Annotated in this window: 15 protein-coding genes and 2 pseudogenes; 9 read left to right on the top strand and 8 right to left on the bottom strand. The window is 65.9% G+C overall.

Translation table 11 applies throughout. The features are described 5' to 3' along the window. Positions 1–3: 3 nt before the first annotated feature. Complete coding sequence (locus tag ACT531_RS13440; protein ID WP_476017726.1) at positions 4–549, bottom strand: hypothetical protein; 546 nt, start codon at positions 547–549, stop codon at positions 4–6. Between the two features lie 260 nt (positions 550–809). On the opposite strand from ACT531_RS13440, the gene ACT531_RS13435 reads away from it, so the two are divergent. Continuing rightward, positions 810–1,787, top strand: a complete 978-nt coding sequence (locus ACT531_RS13435; protein WP_291446831.1) for a tRNA dihydrouridine synthase — start codon at positions 810–812, stop codon at positions 1,785–1,787. Between the two features lie 5 nt (positions 1,788–1,792). Here ACT531_RS13435 and ACT531_RS13430 read toward each other — a convergent pair whose 3' ends face one another. Continuing rightward, the gene (locus ACT531_RS13430; protein ID WP_476017725.1) at positions 1,793–3,697 is read right to left on the bottom strand and encodes a phospholipase D family protein; all 1,905 of its coding nucleotides are present in this window, start codon (positions 3,695–3,697) and stop codon (positions 1,793–1,795) included. A 159-nt stretch (positions 3,698–3,856) separates the two neighbouring features. Next, positions 3,857–5,059, bottom strand: coding sequence for an ammonium transporter (locus tag ACT531_RS13425; RefSeq protein ID WP_291446835.1), 1,203 nt, complete (start codon positions 5,057–5,059; stop codon positions 3,857–3,859). A gap of 204 nt (positions 5,060–5,263) precedes the next feature. Between ACT531_RS13425 and ACT531_RS13420 the strand changes: the two genes are divergently transcribed. The 7 genes and pseudogenes from ACT531_RS13420 to ACT531_RS13390 form a co-directional block, all read left to right on the top strand. After that, positions 5,264–6,517, top strand: a complete 1,254-nt coding sequence (locus ACT531_RS13420) for a PA0069 family radical SAM protein (RefSeq protein ID WP_476017724.1) — start codon at positions 5,264–5,266, stop codon at positions 6,515–6,517. Between the two features lie 208 nt (positions 6,518–6,725). Then, positions 6,726–7,379 (top strand): TetR/AcrR family transcriptional regulator, encoded by a 654-nt coding sequence (locus tag ACT531_RS13415; protein WP_476017723.1) that lies wholly within the window; start codon positions 6,726–6,728, stop codon positions 7,377–7,379. 290 nt (positions 7,380–7,669) lie between these two features. Beyond that, positions 7,670–7,963, top strand: coding sequence for a hypothetical protein (locus tag ACT531_RS13410; RefSeq protein ID WP_476017722.1), 294 nt, complete (start codon positions 7,670–7,672; stop codon positions 7,961–7,963). Positions 7,964–8,250: 287 nt separating this feature from the next. Next, on the top strand, positions 8,251–9,252 hold the full coding sequence (locus tag ACT531_RS13405; protein WP_476017721.1) for an NADP-dependent oxidoreductase: 1,002 nt from the start codon (positions 8,251–8,253) through the stop codon (positions 9,250–9,252). 128 nt (positions 9,253–9,380) lie between these two features. Next, the gene (locus tag ACT531_RS13400; protein ID WP_110960981.1) at positions 9,381–10,085 is read left to right on the top strand and encodes an SDR family oxidoreductase; all 705 of its coding nucleotides are present in this window, start codon (positions 9,381–9,383) and stop codon (positions 10,083–10,085) included. A gap of 301 nt (positions 10,086–10,386) precedes the next feature. Next, positions 10,387–10,612 (top strand): annotated as a pseudogene (locus tag ACT531_RS13395) (alpha/beta fold hydrolase); the annotation flags it as partial. A gap of 274 nt (positions 10,613–10,886) precedes the next feature. Beyond that, positions 10,887–11,366: pseudogene (locus tag ACT531_RS13390) on the top strand (alpha/beta fold hydrolase); the annotation flags it as partial. 43 nt (positions 11,367–11,409) lie between these two features. Here ACT531_RS13390 and ACT531_RS13385 read toward each other — a convergent pair. After that, positions 11,410–11,697 (bottom strand): GNAT family N-acetyltransferase, encoded by a 288-nt coding sequence (locus ACT531_RS13385; protein ID WP_476017720.1) that lies wholly within the window; start codon positions 11,695–11,697, stop codon positions 11,410–11,412. A gap of 114 nt (positions 11,698–11,811) precedes the next feature. Next, a complete protein-coding gene (locus ACT531_RS13380) occupies positions 11,812–12,681 on the bottom strand; it encodes a LysR family transcriptional regulator (protein WP_476017719.1) in 870 nt (289 codons plus the stop codon). Positions 12,682–12,817: 136 nt separating this feature from the next. On the opposite strand from ACT531_RS13380, the gene ACT531_RS13375 reads away from it, so the two are divergent. After that, the gene (locus ACT531_RS13375) at positions 12,818–13,867 is read left to right on the top strand and encodes an NAD(P)H-quinone oxidoreductase (protein WP_476017718.1); all 1,050 of its coding nucleotides are present in this window, start codon (positions 12,818–12,820) and stop codon (positions 13,865–13,867) included. Positions 13,868–13,942: 75 nt separating this feature from the next. Here ACT531_RS13375 and ACT531_RS13370 read toward each other — a convergent pair whose 3' ends face one another. The 3 genes from ACT531_RS13370 to ACT531_RS13360 form a co-directional block, all read right to left on the bottom strand. Beyond that, positions 13,943–15,661 (bottom strand): phosphoethanolamine transferase, encoded by a 1,719-nt coding sequence (locus tag ACT531_RS13370; protein ID WP_476017717.1) that lies wholly within the window; start codon positions 15,659–15,661, stop codon positions 13,943–13,945. A gap of 36 nt (positions 15,662–15,697) precedes the next feature. Then, on the bottom strand, positions 15,698–16,570 hold the full coding sequence (fghA, locus tag ACT531_RS13365) for an S-formylglutathione hydrolase (protein WP_121942395.1): 873 nt from the start codon (positions 16,568–16,570) through the stop codon (positions 15,698–15,700). A 173-nt stretch (positions 16,571–16,743) separates the two neighbouring features. Beyond that, positions 16,744–17,859, bottom strand: a complete 1,116-nt coding sequence (locus tag ACT531_RS13360) for an S-(hydroxymethyl)glutathione dehydrogenase/class III alcohol dehydrogenase (RefSeq protein WP_015015063.1) — start codon at positions 17,857–17,859, stop codon at positions 16,744–16,746. Positions 17,860–17,894 lie beyond the last annotated feature (35 nt).

The following is a 17,894-nucleotide window of genomic DNA, read 5'->3' as shown; positions in this document are numbered from 1 at the left end:
GGCTCAATCCAGCAGCGCAGGCTGCGTAGCGGCAAAGCTTTCAGCCACCGGGCTGGCGGGCAGCAACTGGTCCAGCCGCTCGCGCAGGCTGGCGGCGCGTTCGGCACCTGCTGCGAGTGCGACTTCCTCGAACATGGCCTCGCCCACATCCAGCATGCTGGTGCGGTCCTTGGCGGCGCGCAGCGCCTCGCGAAAGTGCTGCGCCAGCACCGGGTCGCGGCGCGCAAACAGGCGCTCGCAGGTGTCAAACAGGTACATGCGGGCCCCGGCCAGTGATCGCAATGATTCTCCGGGTGCGGGGCGCTCGATGGACGGTGTGGATGTGGGTGTGGTGGGCTCTGGGGGGGGCGGCAGGTCTGCCGGCCCGGTCAGGTAGCCCTGGCGCATCAGGTTCTCGACGATCTGCGCGCCGATGCCGTTGTACATGGCTTGCAGGTCTGACAGCGGCTTGCCGTCGGCCAGCAACAGCAAAGAGCGTTCGCGCAGGCTGAGGGTGCGCACACCGGGCGAGAGTTCCAGGCGGGCTTTCTCGGTTTTTTGCAGCAGCATGGGTGGCTCCGTGGCAGTCTGAGGCGGGCATTGCACCAGCCGGGCGTGACGCCGTGATGACCCCTTGGGTGTCCTGCATCACAATCACGGGCGGACCGGCGCTGCGTTGGGCGCCACGTGTCCGTACATTTGCTCCTTATTTGATAGCTGCCAGCGCATATTGCACTAGCGCTTGGAGCTGTTTTTGTTTGATTTTTGCTGCTGAGTGCCTGTGGAGGCCCTCTTTCCGAGAGGGCCCATCGAGCCAGCAGCCCCCTGAGATGACCTTGCTGCTCGCCCCGATGGAGGGGCTTCTGGATTTTGTGCTGCGTGATGTGCTGACCCGCGTGGGGGGCGTGGACCGCTGCGTGTCCGAGTTCATCCGCATCACCGGCACCCTGCTGCCCGACAAGGTGTTCCTGCGCTACGTGCCTGAGCTGCGCAATGGCAGCCGCACCCTGGCCGGTGTGCCCGTGCGGGCGCAGTTGCTGGGCTCCGACCCGGTCAGCATGGCCGAGAACGCGGCGCGCCTGGCAGCACTGGGCCCGGAGGGTATCGACCTGAACTTTGGCTGCCCGGCCAAGGTGGTCAACCGCCATGGTGGTGGCGCTGCGCTGTTGCAGGAGCCCGAGCGCATCGCGGCTGTGGTGGGGGCCGTGCGCCGTGCCGTGCCCGCGCATCTGCCGGTGTCGGCCAAGATGCGCCTGGGCTTTAACGATACGGGGTTGATGCGCGAATGTGCCCAGGCCATGCAGGCGGGCGGCGCGGCTGAGTTGGTGGTGCACGCGCGCACCAAGGCCGACGGCTACCGCCCGCCGGCGTATTGGGAACACATCCCCACCATCCGCGCGGCGGTCTCCATTCCGGTGGTGGCCAATGGCGAGATCTGGACGGTGGCCGACGCGCAGCGCTGCCGCGAGGTGTCAGGCTGCGACGCGCTGATGCTCGGGCGCGGCATTGTGGCGGACCCCGGCCTGGCACGCGCCATTCGGGCGGCCGATGCAGGGCGTCCGGACTCGGACACCGTGGTGTGGGCCGATCTGGTGCCACACCTGGCCGCCTTTTGGCAGCTGGTGTGTGACGACCTGGAGCCGCGCCAGCGCGCAGGGCGTCTCAAGCAATGGCTCAACCTGCTGCGCCGCCGGTTTGCCGAGGCAGAGGTGGCCTACCAGCATGTGCGCACCATGACGGACCAGCGGGCCATCACCGTGTGGGTGGCAGAGCTGCAGGCCCGAGCGGGCTGCGCCCAAGGGGCTTAAACCGGCTACAGCAAGTGGTCCGGGGCCAGCGGTCCCAGCAGCTGCAGCATCAGCCGCAGGGGGGCGCTGGCGTCGGGCTCGGTGGTGGCGTCGGGCAGCCCGCTGCCCTCGGGGGCGCGCCAGCGCAGGCCCTGGTCGGTGGTCTGCACCTGCCAGGCGGATTCTTTCAGTGCCGTGTCAATCTGCGTGGTGGCCCGGCGGGACAGCTCCGTGCTGCGAATCAGCAGCGCCACCTCGGTGTTCTGCCGCTGTGAACGCATGTCCAGATTCATTGACCCCACCGCCAGCAAGCGGCCGTCCACGATCAGCAGCTTGGAGTGCAGCATGGCGCGCGATCCGCCTTGCGAACCCACGACGCCCGCGCTGTGGTTGCCCATGCTGCCCGACACGCCCAGCGCCCCCCGCAGCACGCCGGGCAACTCGCTGTGCATCTCGTACAGCTCCACCCCCATGGCCAGCAGCTGCGGCCGGTGGCGAGCGTAGCCGGCGTGTGCAATGGGCGCGTCGTTGGAGGCCAGCGAGTTGGTCAGCACCCGCACCCGCACGCCGCGTGCGCGCGCAGCGGCGAAGGCGGCCTCCATGTCCGGCCCGGGCACGAAGTAGGGCGAGATGATGAGCAGGTCGCGCCGCGCCTGGGCCATGAGCTGCAGAAGGCCATCCACCACCGTATCGGTCTGAGCCTCGTTGGTCTCCGTGCCGGCGCGGGGCAGGGGGCTCGGTGGACTGTCTGCCGCCGCTACTTTGCGAGAGCCCGACACCAGCGCGGCGGCAGCGGCCTTAGGACTGCTGGGGCTGCTCAGGTTGCCGGGTACCCCTGCCGGGGTGCTCGCGGCAGGACTGGGTGGCGCTGGGGACACTGCAGGGGCGGCCCCATTGGGCACGCTGCCCGCCGCTGCGCTGTCGGCCGGAATCTTGGCGGGCTGGTCTACCAGGACCGCTGCTGCTGCCCAGACAAAGGGCGTGCGCTCCAGGTCCATGGGCTCGTAGTTCCAGATGCGCGCCCGCTGCGCAGCGGTGGTGCCGGGCCCCATGTCGGGCGGTGAGCGGTCGGGCGCCGTGGTGCCACCCTGGCCTGCGACACGGCGCCTCCGCCCTTCGTCGGCCACTCGGATGCTGTCGCGCAAGTGGTCGAGTTCGCTCTGGGTGATAAGCGACTGCACGGGGTAGGCGCGTTCGTTGTTCCAGTAGCTGTCAAAGCTGCGCGAGAGGTCCTGCACGATGGGGCCTGCGGCCAGGACATCCAGGTCGACAAAGTTGCCCGAATCGGCGTTGCCGAAGTAGGCATCGCCCAGGTTGCGTCCCCCGGTGACGGCCATGGCGTTGTCGGCAATGAACAGCTTGTTGTGCATGCGCTGCTGCACGCGCGAGAAGTCGCCCAGCAGGCTCAGCATGCGGCCGATGGGCGACCCCCGGGCACCCGTCACGGGGTTGAACATGCGCATCTCGATGTTGGGCACGAACGCCAGCCGCATCACCTGCGCGTCGCGCCCGGTGCTGTGAAAGTCGTCCAGCAACACGCGCACCCGCACACCACGCTGGGCTGCGGCCATCACGCTGAGCAGCAGGCGCTCGCTGCTCGCGTCTGCGTGGATGGCGTAGTACTGCAGGTCCAGGGTTTTCTGGGCGGAGTCGACCAGGGCCAGGCGGCTGCTGTAGGCAGCCTGTGGGCCGCTGAGCAGTGCAAACCCTGAGGCATGCCGTGCCCCCTCGGCGGCCCTGCGTGCTGCGACGAGCTGCCCCAGCGGGGTATCGCCGGGGGCAGCCAGAGCAACCGACACCGGGCGGTCCACCTCCTTGGGCAGGCCCGCGCAGCCCGCGAGGGCCATGGCGACCAGCAGCACGACCCAGCGCGGCCAGCCGGGGCGGGTTGACTGGGGCGGGGTGAGGGACAAGGGGGGCGAAGACAGCATGGCGCGATTGTGACCGTGGAGCCGCTGGGGCGCAGGGCTCAGGTATAGCTGCGCGCCGGTCCATCCGCTGTCAGACAGCGCGCCAAGGCGAAGGCTTGGGCCCGCATCTGGCCCTGCACCGGGTCCCTCGCCGGTCCGAGGCCGTCGCCAGGTGTTGGGTTACCAGCTCACTTCGCGGTCGGGTGTGGCGCTGATCTTGTGGATGCTCAGGTCGGCGCCGTCGAACTCTTCTTCCTGCGTCAGCCGGATGCCCACCGTCTGCTTGAGGATGCCGTATACCACCACGCCGCCGATCAGGGCCCACACCACGCCCAGGCCCGTGCCGATGAGCTGGGCCGACAGGCTCACCCCGCCCAGACCGCCCAATGCCTTGCTGCCAAAGAGGCCCGCAGCCAGCCCGCCCCAGGTGCCGCACAAGCCGTGCAGCGGCCACACGCCCAGCACGTCGTCGATCTTCCATTTGTTCTGGGTCAGGGTGAACATCAGCACAAAGATGGCCCCGGCCACTGCGCCCACCACCAGCGCACCCAGCGGGTGCATGAGGTCCGAGCCCGCACACACGGCCACCAGACCTGCGAGCGGGCCGTTGTGCACAAAGCCGGGGTCGTTCTTGCCCAGCACCAGGGCGGCGAGCGTACCGCCCACCATCGCCATCAGCGAGTTCACGGCGACCAGTCCCGAGAGCTTGTCCACGGACTGCGCGCTCATTACATTGAAGCCGAACCAGCCCACCACCAAGATCCAGGCGCCCAGCGCCAGGAAGGGAATGTTCGATGGCGGGTGGGCCGAGATCGCGCCGTCCTTGCGGTAGCGGTTGGCGCGGGAGCCCAGCAGGATCACCGCTGGCAGGGCAATCCAGCCGCCCATGGCGTGCACCACCACTGAGCCGGCAAAGTCGTGAAACTCCTCCCCCGTCACGGCCTTGATCCAGCCCTGCACACCAAAATGCTGGTTCCAGGCGATGCCCTCAAAAAACGGGTACACAAAACCGACGATGACTGCCGTTGCCATCAGTTGCGGCCAGAACTTGGCGCGTTCTGCAATGCCGCCCGACACGATGGCCGGAATCGCGGCTGCGAACGTGAGCAGGAAGAAGAACTTGACCAGCGCATACCCGCTGAGCTGCACCAGCGACTCTGCGCCGACGAAAAAATGCGTGCCGTAGGCCACGGTGTAGCCGACCACGAAATAGACCACCGTGGACACCGAAAAGTCCACCAGGATCTTGACCAGCGCATTCACCTGGTTCTTTTTGCGGACCGTGCCCAGCTCCAGAAACGCAAACCCGGCGTGCATTGCCAACACCATGATCGCCCCGAGCAAGATGAACAAGGCATCTGTGCCCTGTTTGAGTGCTTCCATAACGTCCTCGCGATAGTGATTGATCGACTCTGGTGCGTTTTCGGGATACGCCACAGATTTGCACCAAGTTGAAGCAAGAAGCGCGCCAAGAGTTGGTGCAAGGTTTTGCACTCATTTGGGGCTTGATGGCGTGAGGAAAAAATGGGTGTTCAAAATACTGTATAAACGAACAGTTTTTTGACGCCAAATCCATCCCTGCTCGCTATGGGCCTACTACCCACTCCTGAAGACGACCTGCCCGAAGAGCCGCAGGAAATCCCCGTTCCGCCGCAAGCCATTCGCGGTCGAGGGGCGGCGACGGCCATGGCGCACCGGTTTGCCAAAGACCAGCGCGAGCCCGCAGATGACGGGTGGAGCCCTGTTCGGGCACCTGGCAATGCGGAGGGCTTGGCCCCGGGCCATGGATGCCAGGAGGGCGAAGATGAATGGGACACAGGGGCGCCGGGCGGGCTTGCTGCGTGCGATGAAGGGGAGGGCGACATCCGTCCTTCGCCCGCCACCCGCGTGCATTTCGAGACTGCGCGCAGTGCCCTGTGCGCCAACGACTCGCCCGACATCTTCTTTGAGCTATCGGTCAATCCCTATCGGGGCTGCGAGCATGGCTGCATCTACTGCTACGCGCGGCCCACGCACAGCTACCTCAATTTTTCCCCCGGGCTCGACTTTGAGACGCAGATCGTGGCCAAGCACAACATTGCGCAGGTGTTGCGCCAGGAGCTTGCACAGCCACGCTATGTGCCGCGCCTGCTCAATATTGGCTCGGCCACCGACTGCTACCAGCCTGTAGAGCGCGACCTGAAGCTCACGCGCAGCGTGATCGAAGTGATGCGCGAGGCGCACCACCCGTTTTCGCTGATCACCAAATCCAGCGGAGTGGAGCGCGACCTGGACCTGCTAGCACCGTTGGCCGCACAGCGCCTGGCGGCGGTGTACGTCACCATCACCACGCTAGACGCCACACTGGCCCGCCGCATGGAGCCCCGTGCTGCCGCGCCCCACCGGCGGCTGCGCACCATACGTGCCTTGGCCGAGGCGGGAGTGCCGGTGGGCGTGAGTGTGGCGCCGCAGATTCCCTTCATTACCGAAGACATGGAGCAGGTACTGGAGGCCGCGCGCGACGCCGGTGCGCGCACCGCCTTCTACACCGTGCTGCGCCTGCCCTGGGAGCTGGATGCGCTGTTTCGGGAATGGCTCACGGTGCACTACCCGCAGCGCGCGGCGCGCGTCATGGCGCGGGTGCAAGACCTGCACCACCTCACCGATGCGCAGCGCGCTGCCGGTAAGACCTATGACAGCGACTTCGCCACCCGCATGAAGGGCTGTGGGCTGTGGGCCGATTTGCTGCGCCAGCGCTTTGCCAACACCTGCCGTCACCTGGGGCTCAACCGCGAGCGTGAGGGCCTGGACCTGGGCCAGTTCAGGCCTGGGTTGTTGCGCGGGCAGGGCAGCTTGTTCTGAAGGGCGCGTCGAGTGCGCTGTGGCTGCATACACTGCCCGGTCTGTCTGCACGCCTCTCTTTCGTTGCCGGTCGCTGCAAGCGGATGCCTGCTGAAGCGTGCTGCGACAGTGGTCCCCTCCTGACTGACTTGTGTGCAGCGATGGGCGCGGCATGGGGGCGTCGTGAGGCGGCGGCCCAAGGTATCCGGCGGTTGGGCAGGCAAGCTTCATGGAAAAATGCGCTGACAAAAATATGATGAGCGTAATAATTGTTTGCTACAATGCGCTTGTGCGAAATTCCACCCCTTCCCGCAAAGAGCTGAGCCATGAGCGCATCGTTGCAGCGGCAGCGCGTGCGATTCGCCGCAATGGCTTTGGCGGAGCGGGGGTTGCAGAGATCATGAAAGACGCCGGTCTCACGCATGGCGGCTTTTACGCACACTTTCCGTCCCGGGAGGCGATGCTCGCAGAAGCCGCTGACAGGGCCGGCGCAGAAACAGTGGACCTGGCCGAGTCTGCGGCCGCGTCGGCCCCCGCCGAGCAAGCGCTGGAAGCCATGCTGGGCGCCTATTTGTCCGAGCAGCACATCAAGAACCCGGAAGCTGGCTGCCCCCTGGCGGCCCTGAGTTCGGAGCTCTCCCGCCAAGCGCCTGAGGTCCGGCATGCAGCCACCCGGCGCATGAAGGAAATGATCGACGTGGTCGCGCGGCAACTGCCGGGCTGGGGTACCCCGGATGCCCACGAGCGCGCGCTTTTTCTAGTTGCCACCATGGTGGGGGCGGTTTCGCTGGCTCGCGCGGTGGACGATCCTTCGCTGGCCGAGAGACTTTGCAAGGCGGCTTTCAAGTACGCCCGTACCGGCGGCGACGAGCCTTCCAAATAGCTTTTTTTGGGTATTTTTATGATGAATGTCATATTTTTGATGAGCGCAGCAAGCACCGATCATTCGAATCCCCGCCGAGGGCCACAGGGGACTCGTGCATCAGATTTTTGTGTGGGGTTTGAATATGATGATCATCATTTTTCGGTGGCGAATCAGGCGGCAGAAGTTTCTTTTGAAGGCAATGACCACCAGGTCTTCTGCCTTCGATCCTCGCTGAGTGTTTCGCCCCAAGGCGTGACATCCGGCATTTTTCGAGGCGCTTGAGCCTCATTTCTTTGGAGATATTCACCATGACCACTTTCACACGCCTTTTTTCTGCAGCTGCCCTGGTCACAGTGGCGGCGACTGGTGCCCACGCCGCCGACCTGGATCCGGCGCAATTTGCGACCAAGTTCGAAGGCAATCGCACCTGCGCCGAAGTGGCCGCAGAAGCCGCGCAAGTGCCCATGACCCGAAGCCAGATTCCGTCCGGCTCCAAGCCAGAGGCGTACAAGTCTGTGGCTGACCGTGCGCTGATCCGCTCCCAGGCCGCCGACGCGGTACGCATGGGCCAGATCTCCTCGGGCGAGACCGGCACGCGCTGAGGTGGATTTTCAGGAAGCGGCTGCCGGTTTGATTGGAAATATGACAAAAATCATATATCCAAAGAAAGTTGGCGGACCTGCGGTGCTCTTAGGCCCGCCGGGCCTCCCAACGGCCTCCACGGATGCCCTATGGCCCGGCGCTCCCAGCGCAAAGGCAAGGTCCATCACCACCCCTTCCACCACTGGGCAGGTGGCAAGGGTGCTCGCGTTCGGCGCGCGGGGTGCATCGGCGTGCCCGCGCGGCACCGTGTGCAGACCCTGGAAACCCCAGGAATAAGGAAAGAAGCATGAAGGCATTTGTTCTGGATCGATACGGGAAGAAAGCGCCTCTGCGGATGGCGGAGTTGCCAACCCCGGAGCTGCGCGATGACGAGGTGCTGGTCCAGGTCCACGCTGCAGGCGTGAACCTGCTGGACGCCAAGGTGCGGGACGGTGAGTTCAAGCTCATCCTGCCCTATCGCTTGCCCCTGGTCCTCGGCCACGATGTGGCGGGCGTGGTCACCCAGGTCGGCCCTCGCGTGCGGCAGTTCCAGGTGGGCGATGAGGTCTACGCGCGGCCCGACGACTTCCGCATTGGTACGTTCGCCGAATTCGTTCCGGTGAAGGAAGCCTCCTTGGCACACAAGCCGAAGAACATCACTATGGAAGAGGCAGCGTCCCTGCCCCTGGTGGCGCTGACCGCCTGGCAGGCATTGGTCGAGAAAGCCCAGCTCAGAAAAGGCCAGAAGCTTTTTGTTCAGGCCGGCTCTGGCGGCGTGGGGACCTTTGCCATCCAGCTGGCCAAACACCTGGGTGCGACCGTGGCAACCACCACCAGCGCCACCAACACGGCGCTGGTGAAGGGCCTCGGGGCGGACGTGGTGGTTGACTACAGGACACAGGCTTTTGAAGACGTCTTGCGCGACTACGACGTGGTGCTGCACAGCCAGGACAGCAAGGCCCTCGAAAAATCGCTGCAGGTGCTCAAAGCTGGCGGAAAGCTCGTGTCCATCTCTGGCCCGCCCGCTCCGGACTTCGCCAGGCAGATCAACGCACCGTGGTTCCTGCATGCGGTGATGCGGCTGCTGAGTGCGGGTGTCCGGCGCCGGGCACGTGCCCTGCAGGTCGGCTTCTCGTTCCTCTTCATGCGGGCCAGCGGGAGCCAGCTCCGCGAGGTCACCCGGCTGGTAGAGGCCGGCGCGATCCGCCCGGTGGTGGACCGGGTGTTCTCCTTCGAGTCCACCAATGACGCACTCGCCTATGTCGAGTCCGGGCGTGCCAAAGGCAAGGTCGTCATCAAGGTGCGATAGCCCCCTGACAACGCGAATCCCAACGAACCACCGCAGGGCACAACACGAGGCGAGTGGCGTGGCCGCAAACCAGCCGAAGCCCGCCCTTCGCAGCCCTGCACAGACACCCCTTTTTTACTGGAGCCCTTATGAAAATCGAAAACTCTGTAGCCCTTGTCACGGGCGCCAACCGTGGCATTGGCCTTGCCTTTGCGCGTGAACTCTTGAACCGCGGCGCGCGCAAGGTCTATACCGCAGCCAGAGACCCTGCGTCGATCACCCTGCCGGGGGTCCATGCGCTGCGTCTGGACGTGAATCGGCCTGAGGAGGTCGCGAGCGCCGTGGCGCAGGCCGGGGATGTGACCCTGCTCATCAACAACGCCGGAATTGCCCAGCCCGGCGGATTTCTGGCAGACGACAGCGAAGAGGTGGCGCGCCGCATTTTCGAGACCAACTTCTTCTCGATGCTGCGCATGAGCAAGGCGTTTGCGCCGGTTCTGAAGGGCAACGGCGGTGGTGCGCTACTGAATGTTCTGTCGGTCGCGTCGTGGGTGAACGGCGGAGAGTTGGCGGCCTATTCCGCCAGCAAATCTGCCGCATGGTCGCTCACCAATTCGCTGCGCAATGAGTTGCTGGCCCAGCAGACTCAGGTTCTGGGCCTGCACATGGCGTATGTGGATACCGACCTCACCCGGGGATTCGACGTGCCCAAGACCAGCCCGGAAAAGATCGTTCAGCGTGCGCTCGATGGCCTGGAAGCGGGCCATGACGAAGTGCTTGCGGACGAGCTCACCGTGATGGTCAAAAACGGCATGACGGCAGCCCGGCCCAGCTACCTGCAGCCCCTGGGCTGAGCGCGGCGGCCCCCATGTGTTTGGCTATGGGAGAGTTCGCATGAATCCAAGACTGAAAAAAGTGACCACTACAGCGCTCGCGCTGCTGGGTCTTGGGGTGGGCCCCATCGCCCATGCCCAGCCGACCGTGCCCGACGTTGCGCCAAGCACCACTGCTGCCGCACGTGCGGAGCGATCAACATGGGCCAACGCGCCCACGCAGACCCTGTCGGCGGGTGGGGTGGAGTTTGCCTATCGCGAGCTGGGCCAACACCACGGCGGGCCGCCGCTGGTGCTGCTGACCCACCTGGCGGCGGTTCTGGACAACTGGGACCCTCGCGTGGTGGACGGCTTGGCGGCGCAGCGCCACGTGATCGCATTCGACAACCGGGGTGTGGGGGCTTCCAGCGGATCACCCGCTAAAACCATCGAACAGATGGCCGACGACGCGATCATGTTCCTCCGCGCCCAGGGGCACGCGCAGGTGGACCTGTTTGGCTTCTCGATGGGTGGAATGATCGCCCAGGAGATGGCGTTGAAGGAGACAGAACCTGTTCAAAGTCTTTTTGGAGATTGCATTGGAGTGCAATCGGGATGAGTGGATGCTTCGGATGCGCCGCATGGGCTCGTGCCCATGCAAGCGGCAGGGGCGTCCTATCGCCCGATTTCACTCCAACCCTTCGGGCAAGTGCCTTGCCGGGCGGTCTGCGGCGTTGCGGCGCTTGTGGATAGCCGAGCTATCCACTGCGCACCGCGCCTTGCATCCCATCCCGGCAAGGGACTTGTGCAACGCCAAAAAGGACTTTGAACAGGTTCTCGGCCCTGGTCCGCAAGCTCATCCTTGCCGGTACGGGGCCGGCCGGTGGCGAGGGCATCAGCGCCGTGGCAGGGGTAGCGAATGTGGACCTTCTGCACGGTTTCTTCACGGGCCAGAATCCCAAGCAGTTCCTGTTCTTCACCCGCACGCCCAACGGCATCGAGGCCGGTAAAGCGTTCCTGCAGCGGCTGTCAGAGCGTTCGGGGCACCGGGACAAGGACATCACCCTGAGGGCCTACGTGGCCCAGCTGCAGGCCTTGAATGCCTGGGGCAAAAAGGCGCCTGCAGACCTCTCCTACATCCACCAGCCTGTGCTCGTGGTCAACGGCGACAGCGACAGGATGGTCCCCACCTGCAACTCCCTGGACCTGGCGCACAGGCTCCCGAACAGCACGCTGGTCATTTACCCCGATGCGGGCCATGGGGGCGTGTTCCAGTTCCACACCCGCTTCGTCTCCCAGGCGCTGGAATTTCTCGCGCGGTGAGCAGGGCGTAGAGTGCTGGCGGGGAGTGCTGCCCACCGGCCCGTCAGGCCAGCACGTCGCGGATAGACGCGTCCTTGCCGAACTGTGCCTTGGCAAACGGGCACAGCGGGACCACCTTGGTGCGTGTTGTCCGTGCCCACTCCACCAGCGCCCCGAGCAGCGCGCGCCCCACACCCTGGCCGCTGAGCGACGGGTCCACCTCGGTGTGGTCCACGATGATCATCGTGGCGTTGGTGCGGCTGTAGGTCATCTCGGCCAGGCGCTGGCCGTCGTGCGTGATGTAGAACGCGCCTTTGGCGTCCTGCTCCTGGTGGTGAATGGTGTGTGACATGGTGCGTTGCAGTGGCAAAGATGTGCGCCAGAGTATGGGGCACAGGATGCTGGAGCCGCACTGGGCGCCGCCCGCAGCCCAGCGCGCGAAGGGCTGTCTCCATCGGTGAGGGATCTACCCAATCTGGAACGCCTCGGACAGAAACTCTGCGGTGGCGCGCACCCGGGCGGTGCGTTGCAGGTCGGGGTGCATCACCTGCCAGACCTCGTAGTTGTTCGCCTGGCGGCGCTCGGGCCAGATACGCACCAGGCCTTCGCGCTCGCCCATCCACACCGGCATCTCGCCCAGCCCAATGCCCGCCGCCACGCCCTTGCGCACCAGCAGACTGGAGCGCACCGCCAGCGCGATCCGGGCCTGGCGCGCGGGCACACCCGCCATGGTGAGAAACGCGTTGTGCTCCAGGTAGGGCGCGTAGGCCACCAGGTGGTGGCCGCGCAGTTCGTCCTCGGGCACGGGCATGCCAAAACGCTCGACATAGCCCGCGCTGGCGAACAGGCCCACGGGCCACGACGCCACGCGGCGTACCACCAGGTCGGGGGCCTCGGGCCGCACGTTGCGGAACGCGATGTCCACCTGTCGGCGGGTGAGGCTGAGCAACTGGGTGGAGACCTCCAAGTCCACGCGGATGTGGGGCCAGTGCTGTTGCAGGCGTTCGATGGCGGGCATCAGCAGGTCGATGGCGATGGAGTCGGTGCTGGTCACGCGCACCAGACCGCCCGGGCTGGTGTCCTGGCCCTCGATGCGGGTGCGCAGGTCCAGGGCTGCGCTTTCCATGCGGCGGGCGGCGGCCAGCGCTGTTTCGCCCGCAGCGGTGAGCAGGTAGCCGTCCTTGGCGCGCAGAAAGAGCTTGGCGCCCAGCTCGGCCTCCAGCGCATTCAGCCGCCGCCCCACGGTGGCCTGGTCCACGCCCAGGCTGCGTGCTGCGGCGCGCAAGGAGGGCGCTCGCGTCAGGGCGAGAAAGATGCGGGTGTCGTCCCAGTTCATGGTCGTGCCGAGGTTGCGGATGAAAGCCGAGTGTGATGCAAATTTGCATCGCTGTAGAGCGAAATTGCTGCGTTTAAAACACCGCTTGCAGCCCTATCCTTGAAGGCATTGAAAGCCATGCCTGAGGAGCAACCCTATGTCCACACCCACGACCGCACTGCCTGTGACCGAACAGCCCGCAACCACCCCACGCACCATGCAGGCCGTCGTGTTCGATGACTTCGGCGGCCCCGAAGTGCTGGTGGCGCGCGAGATCCCCGTCCCCGAGGTGCGCCCGCACGACCTGCTGGTGCGCAACGCCGCCATCGGCGTCAACCGGGCCGACCTGCTGCACCGCAAAGGGGCCTATGGTCGCGCCTACTTTGGCGATGCCGACACCATGGGGCTGGAGATTGCGGGCACGGTGGTCGCCATGGGGCCCGAGGTGCAAGGCTTTGCCGTGGGCGACCGCGTGATGGGCATCGTGGGCGGGGGTGCCTACGCCGAGCTGTCACGCATTGACCACCGCATGGCCATGCCGGTGCCTGCGGGCATGGACTTGGTAGCCGCTGGCGCCGTGGCCGAGGTGTTCGTGACCGCGCACGAGGCGTTGTTCCACCTGGCGCGCTTGCACGCGGGCGAGTCCGTGCTGATCCATGCGGCGGCGGGCGGCGTGGGGTCGGCCGCCGTGCAGCTGGCCCATGCGGCGGGTGCGCGCGTGTTTGCCACGGCGGGGGGCGACAAGCGCGGCGCTGTGCTGGGCTGCGGGGCTGATGTGTTCATCGACTACCGCAGCGAAGACTTTCAGGCGGTGGTGGACCGGGCCACGCAGGGCCGGGGCGTGGATGTGGTGATCGACTTCATCGGGGCTCCGTACTTGCAGCGCAACGTGCGGTCGTTGGCCGACGGCGGACGCCTGGTGTCGGTGGGGCTGCTGGGCGGTGCGCAGGGTGCGGAGCTGCCCATGGATGTGCTGCTGTACCGCCACCTGCAGATTTTTGGCACCGTGATGAAGTCCCGCCCGCCCGAGGTCAAGCAGGCCATGGTGCAGCGGTTTGCCCAGCAGTGGCTGCCAGCCTTGGCCGCTGGAGTGATCCGGCCGGTGATCGACAGCACGTTTGCACTGGCCGATGCTGCACAGGCCCATCGGCGCATGGAGTCTGGCGCCAGCATCGGCAAGATTCTGTTGTTGCCCCAAGGGAGCTGAGCTGGCTGCGCCCTGAGTCACACCTTGTGGCACAGGGCTGCCGGGGCCGTCCGCCTGGCCCCGCTTCGGTCCGCCTCAGCCTGCCGCGGCGGGCTTGCGGCACGCGGCAAACATGTCCAGCTCGGTGTTGTACGCCTCGGTCTTCACATCCATCAGGCCCAGTACCGAGTGGAAGTAGTGGTCGTGCGTGATGCGTCGCTCGCCCAGGTCTTGCTGCAGGCAGCCCGTGGCGAGGTGGGTGCGCGCCTGCATGGTGGGTGACAGCCAGGTGATCCAGGGCACGTGTTTTTGCACGTCGGGGGCAATGGAGTAGGGCAGGCCGTGCAGGTAGATGTTGTTCTCACCCAGCGACTCGCCATGGTCTGCTACGTAAATCATAGCTGTCTGGGCATGTTTTTCCTGCGCTCCCAGCCACTGGAGCACTGAATCGAGGAAATGGTCGGTCTCGACAATGCTGTTGTCGTAGGCGTTGACCACCTGCTCGCGCTGGCATTCCTGCAAGGCAGTGGAGGTGCATTCGGGGCCAAACTTCTTGTTCTCGGGCGCAGAGCGCTTGTAGTACGCGGGGCCGTGGCTGCCCATCTGGTGCATCACCACCACGGTGCCACGCTGGCGCTGCTCGGCAGGCAGGGCGGCGATCTGGGCGTCCAGGTCCTTGAGCATCACGCGGTCCAGGCACTCGCCGCCGGCGCACAGCGCCGGGTCTTTCTGGGTGCTGGTAATGGTCTCGCCAACGCGGTCGCACACGCCCTTGCAGCCCGACTGGTTGTCCACCCACAGCACCGCCAGGCCGGCGTGGTGCAGCACGTCGATCAGGCTTTCGTAGTTGGCCGAGCGGCCTTCGTAGCCTGTGCGGCCCAGGTGCGAATACATACAGGGCACCGACGCGGCGGTGCTGGTGCCGCAGGACCAGGCGTTGCGGGCACTCACCAGGTCCTTGCGGGCCGACAGGCGGGGGGTGGTGTCGCGCTCATAGCCGTTCAGGCCAAAGTTGCCGCTACGGCCCGTCTCGCCCAGCACCAGCACCAGCAGCGGGGGCTTGGCCTGGCTGGCGTAGCTGGCGCCCAGCTGGGCGTCACGGCCCAGGGGCAGGATCTTGCTGGTGTCCATGCGCAGGGGCTTGGTGGCAATGTTGCCCAGCGCGTACACGCTGTTGAGCGGGTTGATCAGGTAGCGCAGCTTGGTGTGGTTGCGCATGGTCGATGCAAAGTCCTGGAACACCAGCAGCAGGCACACCACGATGACGGCGATGGAGCCTGCCAGCAGCAGGCCGTTGTGCGCCACATGGCGCAGCGCGGTCAGGCGCTGCACGGGGCGGCGGTACAGCCACAACAGCGGCGGCACGGCCAGGACGAGCACGGTGCCGAGCATGCGCAGGTTGAGCAGGTCGCCTGCTTCCTTCACGTCGGTCTGCATCACGTTGACCAGCATGCTGGCGTCGATGGCGATGCCGTAGGCCAGCATGAAGTACGCGCCAAACGCGGCCATTAGCACCAGCACCAGCACGGCGGGCTTGAGCGTCCAGCGCCAGGCCAGCAGGCTCAGCAGCGCGGCGTTGCCCGCCGCGACGATGAGCGCAAATGCCAGCGCAAAGCCCCAGCCACGCAGGCTGCCCTGGCCGGGCAGCTGGGCCACCTCTTGCCACAGCGGGACGTTGCAGGCCGTGGCCAGCCAGGTGCTGACCAGCACCACCACCCATGCGGGGTGCAGGGGGCGGGGTGCAGGGGAGGCGGTGGGGGGCTCCGAGCGTGAAGCCGAGGCAAAGGGCAGCAGGCGCCGCAGGGACAAAAGCATAGCCCGCTAGTGTGCTGCCAGTTGCTTAAGCGCGCATTAATGTCCGGCGCCAAGACCCCGCGCATGGTGGGCCAAATGGTCGCCCACAAAGCTCTGCACAAAGTAGTAGCCGTGGTCGTAACCCGCATGCCGACGCAGTGTGAGCGGCTGGCCGATGGCCTGGCACGCGGCCTCGAACAAGTGGGGGTGCAGCTGGTCGGCCAGGAATTTGTCGTCCAGCCCCTGGTCGATGAGGATGCCTGCCGGGTAGGGCGCGATGGGCTGGTGTTGCATCAGCACCGTGGCATCGTGCTCCAGCCAGGTGGTGCGGTCGGGGCCCAGGTAGCCGGTGAAGGCCTTTTCGCCCCAGGGGCACTGGGTGGGCGCGCAGATGGGCGCAAAGGCCGACACCGTCTTGAAGCGGCCGGGGTGGCGCAGGGCCAGCGTGAGAGCGCCATGGCCGCCCATGCTGTGGCCGAAGATGCCCAGGCGCTGCCCGTCGATGGGCAGGTGCTGGCCCACCAAGGGCAACAGCTCTTGCAGCAGGTAGCTCTCCATGCGCCAGTGCGTGTTCCAGGGGCTCTGCGTAGCGTCGAGGTAGAAGCCCGCGCCCACGCCAAAGTCCCAGCTGGCCGTGGCGCCGGGCAGGGCCAACACGGCCTCGCCGCGCGGGCTGGTGTCGGGCGCGATCAGGGCCAGGCCCAGTTCGGCGGCCAGGCGCTGGGCTCCGGCCTTGATGGCAAAGGTCTCCTCGGTGCAGGTCAGCCCGGCCAGGTACAACACGGCGGGCACAGGGCCCTGTTGTGCCTGGGGGGGCAGGTACACCGAGAACTTCATCGGCAGGCCGATGGTGGTGGAGGTGTGTTGGTAAAAGCGCTGCTCGCCGCCAAAACAGGCGTGCTGGCTGAGCAGGTCCAGGGGAGTGGTCATGGTGTTTGCTCTTGAATTGATAGCTGCTCAGGCAATATTTCGTAGCGCTTGAGGCAGTTTTCGCTGGTAGGGAGCCTAAAAACCGGCTCCAGGCCGTTTGTCATGGCCCGCCAGGGCCAGCACCCAGAGTGCCCTGTGGTCGAAGGGGCTGTGGGCGCTGGCGCTGTGCAGGGTTAAGCAGCGTACTTGACGACCGAGCGGATCGACTTGCCTTCGTGCATCAGGTCAAACGCTTCGTTGATGTCCTTCAGGCCCATGGTATGGGTGACAAAGGGCGCGAGCTGGATCTTGCCGGCCATTGCGTCTTCGACCATGCCGGGCAGCTCGCTGCGGCCCTTGACGCCGCCAAACGCCGTGCCCAGCCACTTGCGGCCGGTGACGAGCTGGAAGGGGCGGGTGCTGATCTCTTGCCCGGCACCGGCCACGCCGATGATCACGCTCTGGCCCCAGCCACGGTGCGCGCACTCCAGCGCAGCACGCATCACGTTCACGTTGCCGATGCACTCAAAGCTGTGGTCCACGCCCCAGGTCGTCATCTCCACGATGACCTGCTGGATCGGCTTGTCGAAGTCCTTGGGATTCACGCAGTCGGTGGCGCCAAAGGTGCGGGCCAGGTCGAACTTGGAGGGATTGGTATCGATGGCGATGATGCGCCCGGCCTTGGCCAGCTTGGCGCCCTGAATCACGGCCAGGCCAATGCCGCCCAGGCCAAACACGGCCACGGTGTCGCCCTCTTGCACCTTGGCGGTGTTCTTGACGGCGCCCAGGCCCGTGGTCACGCCGCAGCCCAGCAGGCAGACCTGCTCGGGGTTGGCGTTGGGGTTGACCTTGGCGAGCGACACCTCGGCCACCACGGTGTATTCGCTGAACGTGCTGCAGCCCATGTAGTGGTAGATGGGCTGGCCGTTGTAGCTGAAGCGCGTGGTGCCATCGGGCATCACACCCTTGCCCTGCGTGGCGCGCACGCTCACGCACAGGTTGGTCTTGCCGCTCTTGCAGAACAGGCACTCGCCGCATTCGGCGGTGTAGAGCGGGATGACGTGGTCGCCGGGCTTCACGCTGGTCACGCCTTCGCCCACTTCCACCACGATGCCCGCGCCTTCATGGCCCAGCACCACGGGGAACAGGCCTTCGGGGTCGTCACCGCTGAGGGTGAAGGCGTCGGTGTGGCACACGCCGGTGTCAGTGATCTTGATGAGTACCTCGCCCTTCTTGGGCGGGGCGACGTCGATCTCGACGATCTGCAGGGGTTCTCCGGCTTTGAAGGCAACGGCGGCGCGGGATTTCATGGGGTGGCTCCTTGGGTGGGCGGTGGGGAAGAGGG

The organism is Acidovorax sp. DMC1, from assembly GCF_056314325.1.
Note: the sequence above shows the minus strand (reverse complement) of the source record. Positions and strands in the feature narration are given on the sequence as shown.

Excerpts from the sequence above, each read along its gene's own strand:
- ACT531_RS13440 (WP_476017726.1), bottom strand. The coding sequence starts at position 549 with ATGCTGCTGCAAAAAACCGAGAAAGCCCGCCTGGAACTCTCGCCCGGT.
- ACT531_RS13435 (WP_291446831.1), top strand. The coding sequence starts at position 810 with ATGACCTTGCTGCTCGCCCCGATGGAGGGGCTTCTGGATTTTGTGCTG.
- ACT531_RS13430 (WP_476017725.1), bottom strand. The coding sequence starts at position 3,697 with ATGCTGTCTTCGCCCCCCTTGTCCCTCACCCCGCCCCAGTCAACCCGC.
- ACT531_RS13425 (WP_291446835.1), bottom strand. The coding sequence starts at position 5,059 with ATGGAAGCACTCAAACAGGGCACAGATGCCTTGTTCATCTTGCTCGGG.
- ACT531_RS13420 (WP_476017724.1), top strand. The coding sequence starts at position 5,264 with ATGGGCCTACTACCCACTCCTGAAGACGACCTGCCCGAAGAGCCGCAG.
- ACT531_RS13415 (WP_476017723.1), top strand. The coding sequence starts at position 6,726 with ATGGAAAAATGCGCTGACAAAAATATGATGAGCGTAATAATTGTTTGC.
- ACT531_RS13410 (WP_476017722.1), top strand. The coding sequence starts at position 7,670 with ATGACCACTTTCACACGCCTTTTTTCTGCAGCTGCCCTGGTCACAGTG.
- ACT531_RS13405 (WP_476017721.1), top strand. The coding sequence starts at position 8,251 with ATGAAGGCATTTGTTCTGGATCGATACGGGAAGAAAGCGCCTCTGCGG.
- ACT531_RS13400 (WP_110960981.1), top strand. The coding sequence starts at position 9,381 with ATGAAAATCGAAAACTCTGTAGCCCTTGTCACGGGCGCCAACCGTGGC.
- ACT531_RS13385 (WP_476017720.1), bottom strand. The coding sequence starts at position 11,697 with ATGTCACACACCATTCACCACCAGGAGCAGGACGCCAAAGGCGCGTTC.
- ACT531_RS13380 (WP_476017719.1), bottom strand. The coding sequence starts at position 12,681 with ATGAACTGGGACGACACCCGCATCTTTCTCGCCCTGACGCGAGCGCCC.
- ACT531_RS13375 (WP_476017718.1), top strand. The coding sequence starts at position 12,818 with ATGTCCACACCCACGACCGCACTGCCTGTGACCGAACAGCCCGCAACC.
- ACT531_RS13370 (WP_476017717.1), bottom strand. The coding sequence starts at position 15,661 with ATGCTTTTGTCCCTGCGGCGCCTGCTGCCCTTTGCCTCGGCTTCACGC.
- fghA (WP_121942395.1), bottom strand. The coding sequence starts at position 16,570 with ATGACCACTCCCCTGGACCTGCTCAGCCAGCACGCCTGTTTTGGCGGC.
- ACT531_RS13360 (WP_015015063.1), bottom strand. The coding sequence starts at position 17,859 with ATGAAATCCCGCGCCGCCGTTGCCTTCAAAGCCGGAGAACCCCTGCAG.